Source organism: Mycobacterium sp. ZZG, from assembly GCF_054786995.1.
Genome location: NZ_JBTBFV010000017.1, coordinates 81,050 through 90,643, shown reverse-complemented (window position 1 = coordinate 90,643; position 9,594 = coordinate 81,050). Strand labels below are relative to the sequence as shown.

At 61.5% G+C, this 9,594-nt stretch carries 8 protein-coding genes and 1 tRNA gene; 5 read left to right on the top strand and 4 right to left on the bottom strand.

Features of this window, described 5'->3' with window-relative positions:
- The first annotated feature begins 408 nt into the window (after positions 1-408).
- The 4 genes from ACXMYJ_RS12575 to ACXMYJ_RS12560 all read left to right on the top strand — a co-directional run bounded on the left by ACXMYJ_RS12575 (position 409) and on the right by ACXMYJ_RS12560 (position 5,644).
- Positions 409-1,044, top strand: a complete 636-nt coding sequence (locus tag ACXMYJ_RS12575) for a hypothetical protein (RefSeq protein WP_460356534.1) — start codon at positions 409-411, stop codon at positions 1,042-1,044.
- Positions 1,045-1,140: 96 nt separating this feature from the next.
- A complete protein-coding gene (locus tag ACXMYJ_RS12570; RefSeq protein WP_460356532.1) occupies positions 1,141-1,803 on the top strand; it encodes a recombinase family protein in 663 nt (220 codons plus the stop codon).
- Between the two features lie 107 nt (positions 1,804-1,910).
- Complete coding sequence (locus ACXMYJ_RS12565) at positions 1,911-3,305, top strand: tyrosine-type recombinase/integrase (RefSeq protein ID WP_460356529.1); 1,395 nt, start codon at positions 1,911-1,913, stop codon at positions 3,303-3,305.
- Positions 3,290-5,644 carry an N-6 DNA methylase gene (locus ACXMYJ_RS12560; protein ID WP_460356526.1) on the top strand — a complete coding sequence of 785 codons (2,355 nt, stop codon included), beginning with the start codon at positions 3,290-3,292 and terminating at the stop codon, positions 5,642-5,644. The genes ACXMYJ_RS12565 and ACXMYJ_RS12560 overlap by 16 nt, the downstream gene beginning before the upstream one ends.
- On the opposite strand, the gene ACXMYJ_RS12555 is transcribed toward ACXMYJ_RS12560, so the two are convergent.
- Both ACXMYJ_RS12555 and ACXMYJ_RS12550 read right to left on the bottom strand, forming a co-directional pair.
- Positions 5,634-6,839, bottom strand: coding sequence for a hypothetical protein (locus ACXMYJ_RS12555; protein ID WP_460356523.1), 1,206 nt, complete (start codon positions 6,837-6,839; stop codon positions 5,634-5,636). The two genes, ACXMYJ_RS12560 and ACXMYJ_RS12555, sit on opposite strands and share 11 nt — an antisense overlap.
- 179 nt (positions 6,840-7,018) lie before the next feature.
- Positions 7,019-7,092, bottom strand: a tRNA-Leu gene (locus ACXMYJ_RS12550).
- A gap of 178 nt (positions 7,093-7,270) precedes the next feature.
- Between ACXMYJ_RS12550 and ACXMYJ_RS12545 the strand changes: the two genes are divergently transcribed.
- Complete coding sequence (locus ACXMYJ_RS12545) at positions 7,271-8,539, top strand: amidohydrolase (protein WP_460356520.1); 1,269 nt, start codon at positions 7,271-7,273, stop codon at positions 8,537-8,539.
- Positions 8,540-8,585: 46 nt separating this feature from the next.
- Here ACXMYJ_RS12545 and ACXMYJ_RS12540 read toward each other — a convergent pair whose 3' ends face one another.
- Together ACXMYJ_RS12540 and ACXMYJ_RS12535 are read right to left on the bottom strand one after the other, a co-directional pair.
- Positions 8,586-8,897, bottom strand: a complete 312-nt coding sequence (locus ACXMYJ_RS12540; RefSeq protein ID WP_260755049.1) for a DUF308 domain-containing protein — start codon at positions 8,895-8,897, stop codon at positions 8,586-8,588.
- A 27-nt stretch (positions 8,898-8,924) separates the two neighbouring features.
- Positions 8,925-9,548: a flavodoxin family protein gene (locus tag ACXMYJ_RS12535; RefSeq protein ID WP_460356516.1), complete on the bottom strand. Its 624-nt coding sequence runs from the start codon at positions 9,546-9,548 to the stop codon at positions 8,925-8,927.
- Positions 9,549-9,594: the final 46 nt, after the last annotated feature.

Below are 9,594 nucleotides of genomic sequence, written 5' to 3'. Positions count from 1 at the left end.
TCTTCACCTGCGAGGTGCCTTCCCGCTGGAACGATTGAACCCTAGAGAAGTCCAATTATTCCTTGCAGGACAGGCACTTTCGCGTATCTACACCCCATCGAACGCAAACTTCCGCGAAAAATCCGGGCTAGGCCCTTCTAGGGCGCTCTAGACCTGGAGGCTAGAAGGTCCTAGAAACCCCAGGTTCCCTCGCTAAGGGGCGAGGGGCTCCTAGCGCGCCCGCCCAGGTTCTACGAGTTTTGCTCGCCACACGCCGACCACAGGAGGCCGCGACCTATGGAGGATGGCAAATGGCAGATTTAGCAGCCATCCACCCCCGGCGAACAGCAAAAATCCATCGAAAACGCCAAAAACGTTGCTTAGCAAAGATATCGAAACGGCATGTAAACAAGGAAATTGGAGCATTCTATGCCCAGCACAGAGGTCTACTCGGACGACTGGTGGCTTGATCGCAACGATGAAAACCGTTGCGTTGCAGTACGAAAGAACGGCGAGCGGTGCTTGAAGCCAGCCAATCGTGGCACCACGGTCTGCCGAACACATGGCGGTGGCGCACCCCAGGTTAAGCGCAAGGCCAAGGAACGGCTAGAGCTCGCCGCCGACCGGATGGCTCGCGAACTGCTCGGCATGGCCACCAGTGCGGAGTCAGAAGCAGTGAAGCTCAACGCCATTCGTGACGCCTTGGACCGCGCAGGCCTTGGCGCCAAAACCGAAGTCTCCGTGGAGATTAAGCCGTGGGAGCAGCTCATGGGCGACATCGCGGGCGTCGCAACGATATCCCGCGCCGAGCACCGCGCCCAGCAGGGCCGGCCAATTCTCGACTCAGCCGACCTGGCGCAGGCTATCGACGCCGAGGTAGTCGAGCCCGCCGACGAGAACGACCCCGCGCGCCCCGCCGAGCGGCCCGGAGACGAGATGCGGGACGCCGAGGCGGGCGACGTACCCGGCGACGATATGCCGCCCGCGAGCGGCGGGCTGATGACCTTAGAGGACGCTGCGGAAGCCGCTCGGCAGGGGCAACGAAGAGATGGCTACAGTTTATAAATAACCAGGTCAGAGCATTTGTGAAGTTTGCTGCTGGCGTAGAATCGAGGCGTAAGGCGGAACCGAACGGTTACGCCTCAACCCGAGGGAGACGACATGGAATCGAAGCTGTACTTCGGCTACTCGCGCGTTAGCACTGACGAGCAAGCTGACAGCCGCAACGGGCTCGAAGCGCAGCGGTCGGCCATCGACGCCGAGGCGCAGCGGCGCGGCTGGATGGTGGAGCACCACGCCGACGAAGGCGCCAGCGGCAAGTACATCAACGCCAACCTGCAAGAGGTGTTACAGCTGCTCGCCTCAGGCCAGGGCGACGGACTGATCGTGGCGAAGCTCGACCGCCTCGCACGATCAATAGTCCACGCCGCCAACATAATTGACGCAGCACAGGTCCAGGGCTGGTCACTGGTCGTGCTTGATATCAACCTGGACCTGTCGACCGCAGCGGGTCGCATGATGGCGCGGACGGTCGTGAACTTCGCCGAGTACGAGCGCGAGTTGATCAGCGAGCGCACCAAGGCGGGGCTCGCCGCAAAGAAGGCGCGCGGCGAGCGCGTCGGTCGACCGCGGCTCGCGACCGCTGGCGTCGTGCGGCGAATCGTGCTCGACCGCAACGCGGGATTGAGCTTCGGCCGCATCGCACGCGCCTTGGAAGCCGAGGCGATCCTCAGCCCTGCTGGCCGGCCAACATGGCAAGTCTCAACTGTGCGGCGGATCTATCAGAGTGCAATGGCCGCAACCGAAGTGGAAATTGCTTCATGAAGGGGCACGCCAGGGAAACAGGGGTAGGGGCATGAATTTTGGGGCTTGCCCTCCCCGGATAAGTTGCGCAAATTTTCCATCAGAAGTCAGCAAGGAGCGACGACCACATGGCCTACCTACGAGCCCATGAGACCAAGCAGAAGCGCAACGGCAAAGCCCTTAAGCGCTACGAGGTCGTATGGCGTGAACCAGTGCGTGATGACTTCGGCCTACCTACGGGAAGGACCAGAGCACGCCAGGAGACGTACCCGACACGGGAGGCTGCAGAGGCTCGCCGGGACGAGTTGAACGCCGCACGCCACACGACCGGCACGGCAGCCTTGGCCGATGCGAAGAGAGCCGGTGACCTGCCATTCGGCTACTACGCCCGAGCGTGGCTCGATGCACAAGCCGTCAAGGTGGCTCAGGGAAAGCTCAAACAGCGCACCGCTGAAGAGTACGAGCGACTACTGCGGTGTTATGTGCTGGGTGAGCTGGGCGGAATAGCTGTCGCGGCGATCACCCCTGCCCGCTGCGAAAAGCTGCTAGCCACTTTGGTTCGGCAGACGTCGCGGCAAGGTGACCGGAAGCCGTTGACTCCTGGCACAGTCAAGCACGCGTGGGACTTGACGCGGCGTGTCATGAAGTATGCCCTACAACACAAAGCTATCGCGTCGAACCCATGTGAGGCCGTGGACTTCTCGGCCACCCGGGCGACCGGTGATCGCAGCGACTTTGAACACCGGCCACTAACCGTCGATGAGATCGGCGCCCTGAGCGCCGCGATAGGCGGCAGTGTTCTCGGGTTGCCGGCGTACCCCGTATACGCCCTGATGGTCGAGTTCATGACGTACACCGGCCTCCGCGCAGCCGAAGCCGCGGGTCTGGAAGTTGGCGACCTCGTTTTCGCGCCCGGGCCTCGCTGTTGGGTGCACGTACGCCGCACCAAGGAACGTAAGCGCGGGCAGTGGGTAACGGGCACGCTCAAGTCGAAGAAATCCCGCCGCACCGTGCCGCTGCCCGACTGGTTGGCCGAGCGGATGATCGACTACCTGACCGAGCATCCGCGTGCCGGTGAGCTGACCGCGCCGCTCTGGCCGAGCCGGAAGAACGGCGGCAGCTATAGAACGAAGGGCCAGCGGTATACCGTGCCACTCGACTGGTCCCGGCCCCCGGCGATGGGGACGTTCTACGACACGATCATGAAGCCAGCGCTGGAGGCTGTCGGGCTACCGGCGAGCCGACCGGCCAGCGACGACCAGCCCGCCGTGCGCGGGGTACGGCTGCACGACCTACGCCATACTTTTGCGACTTTGCATCTGATGGCCGGCACGCACTTCATGCAAGTGTCGAGGTGGCTCGGCCATTCAACATTCACGTTGACGCTAGACACCTACGGCGACTGGATACCAGATCCCGATGACGCCGGTGCGGCGTCATCGCCGCCACAGCCGACACGTGTGGATGGCTTGATCCCGTTGTCGGGGTTGTCCACTAGCCTCGAGACGTGGCTTCAGACATGACGGCAGCTAGGCAGTCGATCATTAGCGCGCTCTACCAGGCGACCCTTGACCGAACCAAACAGGATGAGGGCTCCGACGCATTCGCAGTCTGGTTAGCTTCCACCCTTTCGGTACGTGGACCGATGGAGCGGAAGAGGGCCGCGGATAGAAACAAGATCGGCAAATTCCTTGGAATCGCCCAAGAAGATGTGGACTTGGAACGATTCGCATTCGCCGTCGAGACTTACCTCGCAGTCCGCGCCGACCTACTTGTCGAGATCGCCATTCCGGAGCGTTCTCCGGCGCAAGAGACTGAATCGCGTGAATACGTATTGCGAGCTGTCTCGGCCGCTGTCCACTCAAGCCTTGATCGTCTACTCAGCTCGGGCTGGATCCTAGGCGCCTTCGACCGAGCCGGACCGGGATCCCTAGATGCAGAGTGCGCAACAGCGGCCAGCTTGACATCGAGACTATGCACCGGACCGCTGTTCGATGCTCTCCAAGCGGATCACCAGGCACTTATACCAAAGGAACTGCGCCACATGGTTGGTGCTTATTACACACCGCAGTGGTTAGCGTCTCATGTGGTTCGCAAGTCTGGATATGACGGGACGGAAAACGATCTCTCGCTCCTGTCAATCCTCGATCCCGCATGCGGGTCCGGAGTGTTTCTCGTCGCCGCCGCGGAGGAGCTACGCCGAGCTGTCGCAGCGAAGTTGTTGGATCAGGATAAGGCCCGAGCTCTGTTAATTAGTAATTTCTACGGGATGGACGTGGATGCACTCGCCACAATCCACGCAAAGGCGAATCTACGTCTTGCCGCCATTGCGCTTGGCGATGCGTCAGACGAAATCCGATCTATGGAATTTCCAGGAATTACATGCTCTGACAGTCTAGACCGCACAAGTGCGGCGCCGGCTGTTGACATTGTTGTGGGAAATCCTCCTTGGGTGAATTGGGAATACCTCCCTCCGGATTACCGCAGCAAGCACGCTATGTTGTGGCCCGAGCTCGGGCTGTTCGCCCTCAAAGGCAAAGAACGGGCGTTCAGTAAAGAAGATGTCTCGGCCCTTTTCTTTGCCGCAGCGATTGACCGGTACCTCGTTGACGGCGGGAGACTATCTTTTGTTGTTCCGCAGTCGTTGGTGAAGTCGTCGTTGAACCACAGGGCATTCCGGCGCTTCTCTCTCCGAGGTGGAGCCGTCCGGTATGAGATTACCGAAGTCGACGATATGGTTGCGCTTCGGCCGTTCGAAGGTGTTTCAAACCGCACGATAGTTATGTATGCCAAACGCGGAGAGAAGACTCAGTTTCCTGTTCCGTACCATCGTTGGCTCAGACCGGCGAAAGGTTCCTTTGCACCCGACACATCTCTGGTGGTTGAAGAGTTGGCGGTTCCGTCGAACCCCGAGGATCCAACTTCGCATTGGAGCACGGGGTCGAGCGCAACAATTGCCGCCTTAACGCAAATCGGCGGAGAATCCTTTTATAGGGCTAGGACCGGGTTATTCACTGGCGGCGCCAACGGCGTCTACCACCTTGAGTTGAAGTCTTATGGAAGCGACACGGCCACATTCACAAACATCACTGAACGAGCTAAAAGGGCGGTTCCCCAGGTCGAAGCAACGCTTGAGACCGAGTTCGTTTATCCACTGCTCCGTGGCCGCGAGCTAGAGCAGTGGCAGTACGGGTCAGAGGTCTTTACGCTCCTGCCTCACACAGCTGACACGAAGATGGAACCCGTCGCCGAGGCCATCCTGAAGCAGCGTGCACCCAAGACCTACGCCTACTTCACCCAATTCAGAGAATTGCTGGACGAAAGAGCCGGATTCACCGGTTGGGAGAAAAAGGTACTCGAAGTCGGCTTCTACGCATGTCAACGAATTGGAGAGTACACCTTCTCTCCTTGGAAGGTTGCATGGCGGTACATTGCTCCAAAATTCACTTGTGCTGTGGTCGGGCCTTACGAATACGACGGACCCTTTTTGGGCAAACCGGTCATTCCCAATGAAAAGTTAATGACGATCGCGTGTTCGTGTGCCGAAGAGGCTTACTATCTGTGCGGCCTGCTTTCGTCGTCTTGTGCAGTTAGCTTCATACATTCGCGCATGGTTTCCACGCAAATCGCTCCGCATTTGATTCAAGGCCTTGCTTTGCCGGAATACGACTCCTGCTCCAGGTCTCACAGAGAGGTTGCCCAGCTTTGCGAAGCTGGCCACCAATCGATCAAGAATGGTCAGGCCGTTGATCCTTCCGTCCTCGATCGTCTAGACGAGCTTGGCGCAGAGATTCTCGGTGCCTCCGCTGAAGGTGCTAAGCAACTACGGCAACAGCTGATCGAGGACGGCTTTATTTATTGATCCAAACTGTCCCATGTCCTGCTTGGATGGCTGTCAACTCGGGTGGCGCAACGTCTTCTATTACCGGGACATCTTCCGGCACGTACCGCTCGCGCATCTGGTCACGAGTGCGCTCGGTATAGAACTCCATATCGAACGATATTCCCGCAATTTTCGCAAGACCAAGCGTATGGGCCCGCAAGGCTGCCTTGTACGCACTCTTGACTTGCACGAAATAGTGGAAACTCCTTAGCATTTTATCGACGGTACCGGCCTTGTTTTCGCTGTAGCCGACACCATCGACCAATCCCCATAATTCGATGGGAGGAGCGCCGGAAGTTTCGTTCCAGGCGTCGATTTCCTGCCTCAAAGTTACAATCTCGTCTGACTTGTTCACGCCGAATTGCCCGGGATCTGATGACTGCACCAGACCCATTACGCATACGGCCACAGAGCCGTCGTCCCTCGGAAGAACGATGTCGACGCTGAATGTCTGGCCGGGAGCGCGAGCGACAATCTCGAAGGTTTCGCGGGATATGTTCGGGTCGTACTCTCCCATCGGATTGGTCGCCTTATCGGCAGGTACGATCGTGCAGCCAATATCCTTCAAAAGCCGCGCAATCGCCGCTTCGGCACCATGCCCCCGGCGCTTGGCCTCGTTCTGCTGTACTTCCTTCGGCATGAGCCAATGTTCGAGTACTGCGAGGCGCGAGTCGTCCGGTAACCCCGCGTATAAATCCAGGATTTTGCTTAAACCGCGCTCATCTAAATATGCCGCTATAGCCTCGGCTGCCTTAAGTCGTCGCTCCGCTTTGGCCCGTGGGCCAAGAGCGGCGACGAAGAAGTTTGTTGGGTGTCGGGTCAGGTTCGACGGTGAACAGCCGCATAGTGCCCGGTTCGGGTCCAACGGGTCAGGCTGGCGCGAGAAGATGTAGCTGAGGTCTAGATAGAGGCGCTTGTCGCTGATAGCTGCGACTAATCGAAACTCGTGCAAGCTTTCGGGATTTTCCAGCAGCGCTTCAGCTATTGCGTCACGCCACGACTGGCCGGCGTCGGCCTCAGCGTCACGCGCTGTTGAGAGGAAGCTGTCGAGAACACCGAGCGTACGTTCGCGCCATGCGGCGTCGGCAAGGGGTAGCTCTGCCTGCGAAGAGACGTGGGTCCAGTACTCAAGTTGATTGGTCGAACAATCAGCGAGTTCACGAATGCTGTTCAACGGCTCTTCCGATGCGGCGGGGTTGTGGGCATGGCCATCGTAGAGGCGGGTTCGCCGCCGGTGCAGTCCGACACACTCAGTAAAGGGAATCCCGCCAAGCGCCGGGGTATCGCCGGGGTGAAGGCACTGAGCCGCTAGCTCGATCTCTCGCAGGTGTTGCTTTACCAGCGCAAACGCTGTGCCCCCAGTCGGACTCGAACCGACACTGGGCGGATTTTAAGTCCGCTGCCTCTGCCAATTGGGCTATGGGGGCATCCCACCTCAGGGGCCCACCCAGCCGGCCCCCGACGTTCAGAGGTGACCCTAGCGGTCCGCCGCCCGCACTGGGGACGGGTCCCTCGATCACCGCGAGGTGCTCACCGGGCGGTCCGGCGCGGTTTGCCTGCGCGCGGGCGAGGCAATCCCGCTGCCATCGATATGTAGGAGCCAAGATGCCCGCTTCGTCAACCGCAGCCGATGCCGTGCTGCAGGGCCTGGCGGGAATCCGCGGTTGGCAGGAGGACTGCTACCGCGACCTGCACCGCCACCCCGAACTGTCACATCAGGAGCACCGAACCGCACAGCGGGTGTCCGAGGCGCTCAACGCCGCCGGCTATCACGTTCACGACGGTGTCGGCGGCACCGGTGTGGTCGGGACGCTCGGCAACGGATCCGGCCCCACAGTGTTACTGCGCGCCGACATGGACGCACTGCCCGTCCTTGAGGAAACCCGGCTGCCCTACGCGAGCACCGTGTCGAGCAGAGACGACCACGGCCACGAGGTCCCGGTGATGCACGCCTGCGGCCACGACGTCCACGTGGCCGCCCTGCTCGGTGCCGCCCGACTGCTGGCCGAGGGTCGCGCCCACTGGCAGGGCACCGTCGTGGCGCTCTTCCAGCCGGCCGAGGAAACCGGCGACGGGGCGCAGCGCATGGTCGATGACGGGCTAGCGGAACTGCTGCCCCAGGTCGATGTGGCTCTCGGCCAACACGTACTGCCGCTACCCGCCGGGATGGTCGGTGTGCACGAGGGTCCCTTCCTCGCGTCGGCCGACAGCATGCGTGTCACGGTCTTCGGCCGGGGTGGCCACGGTTCGATGCCTCAGTCGACGGTCGACCCGGTGGTGCTCGCCGCGATGATCGTGGTGCGCCTGCAGACCGTGGTCGCCCGCGAGGTCCCCCCTGTCGAGCCCGCCGTGCTCACCGTCGGCAGCATCGCAGCGGGCAGCAAGAGCAATGTGATCCCCGAACGCGCCGTGCTCCAACTCAACATCCGGACCTACAACGACCGCACCCGCACGGCCGTCCTCGATGCGGTCCGGCGGATCGTCACCGCCGAATGCGTCGCGTCGCGGTCTCCGACGGATCCGGAGTTCGAGCTGTTCGACCGATTTCCATTGACCGACAACGACGTCGATGCGACGGCACGCGTTCGCGAGGCATTCCGCGCCGCATTCGGAGACCGATGCGTGGAGCTGCCGCAGGGCGCCGCCAGTGAAGACTTCAGCGCCATCCCGGCAGCGCTCGGAGCTCCCTACACGTACTGGGGTATCGGCGGTATCGATCCCGACGAGTATCAGGCCGCCGCAGCGGCGGGCACGGTCGAGCAGGACATCGCGGCGAACCACTCCCCACGCTTCGCGCCCGTCATCCAACCCACGCTCGACACCGGCACCGCGGCGCTGGTGACCGCGGCAATGGCATGGCTGGGCCGGGCTTGACAGACCGACTCGGTCGAGTGCTCACCATCTTTCGGCGGCCGAGGCGTCAGCTCGTCGGCGGCTCGTAATGTGCCTCGGGGTGTTGCTGATGCCAATCCACCTGCTTCTTTTGCACTTTGTGATGTGTGCGGTTGAGCCAGAGCAGGCCACCGGCCATGAACAACACGGCGAGGATCACCGCCACCACCCCGGTGGCGGTGCTGCTGTTGGCGAACGAGAAAAGTCCGACAACCAAGCTCAGAACGCCGAGTCCGACGGCGACCAAGCCCGGGGCGTTGGTACCGGCCTTCATGGTCTCGCCGGCGTGCTGGCGGGTGGTCCGTGCGTGATCGACGGGATCACGTGATGTGTCAGGCATGATGCTCCTTTCGCTGACGTACGGCCATCACTGATAGGGCGGGTACTGCGACTGCTTCAACACCCGCGCGAGGTAGACGGCGTTGCGAGCGGCTGCTGCTGTGGCCGAGGCAATTTGTTCGGGCACCTCGTCGAGATCCTTGTAGTCACCGGTCTCCATCGCCGGTCCGTTCCAGTAGGTGCACCCCTGCGCGGGGATGGTGTAACCCACGTCGTTGAGACCCTGGAACACATCCGCGACCACCTTGTGGGCGCCGTCCTCGTTGCCGACGACGCTGACAAGGCCGACCTTGCCGAGCATTGAGGGTCGCCCCTGCTCGTCGGTGTTCGACAACTCGGCGTCCAGGCGCTCCAGTACCCGCTGCGTCACCGAAGACGGGTGCCCCAGCCAGATCGGGGTGCTGATCAGCAGGATGTCGGCGTCCAGGACCTTCTGGCGGATCTGCGGCCACTGGTCGCTGCCGCCCATGTCGGCCTCGACGCCGGGCGCGATGTTGAAGTCCACACAACGCACTGCCTCACATTCGGCGCCTTGCTCACGCAGCGTCTCAAAGACGTGCTCGGCGATCAACGCGCTGCTGCTCTCGCCCGGGCTCGGGGTGAGAGTGCAGACAAGTGCCAGAGCGCGCACAGGTGTTGCGGAGTCGGACATGCGGTGGTCATACCCGACGCAAATTCGCCCAAACGGCTGCGCCGCG

What these genes read in the sequence shown, in the direction of transcription:
- ACXMYJ_RS12575 (WP_460356534.1), top strand. Translation starts at nt 409, where the DNA reads ATGCCCAGCACAGAGGTCTACTCGGACGACTGGTGGCTTGATCGCAAC.
- ACXMYJ_RS12570 (WP_460356532.1), top strand. Translation starts at nt 1,141, where the DNA reads ATGGAATCGAAGCTGTACTTCGGCTACTCGCGCGTTAGCACTGACGAG.
- ACXMYJ_RS12565 (WP_460356529.1), top strand. Translation starts at nt 1,911, where the DNA reads ATGGCCTACCTACGAGCCCATGAGACCAAGCAGAAGCGCAACGGCAAA.
- ACXMYJ_RS12545 (WP_460356520.1), top strand. Translation starts at nt 7,271, where the DNA reads ATGCCCGCTTCGTCAACCGCAGCCGATGCCGTGCTGCAGGGCCTGGCG.
- ACXMYJ_RS12540 (WP_260755049.1), bottom strand. Translation starts at nt 8,897, where the DNA reads ATGCCTGACACATCACGTGATCCCGTCGATCACGCACGGACCACCCGC.
- ACXMYJ_RS12535 (WP_460356516.1), bottom strand. Translation starts at nt 9,548, where the DNA reads ATGTCCGACTCCGCAACACCTGTGCGCGCTCTGGCACTTGTCTGCACT.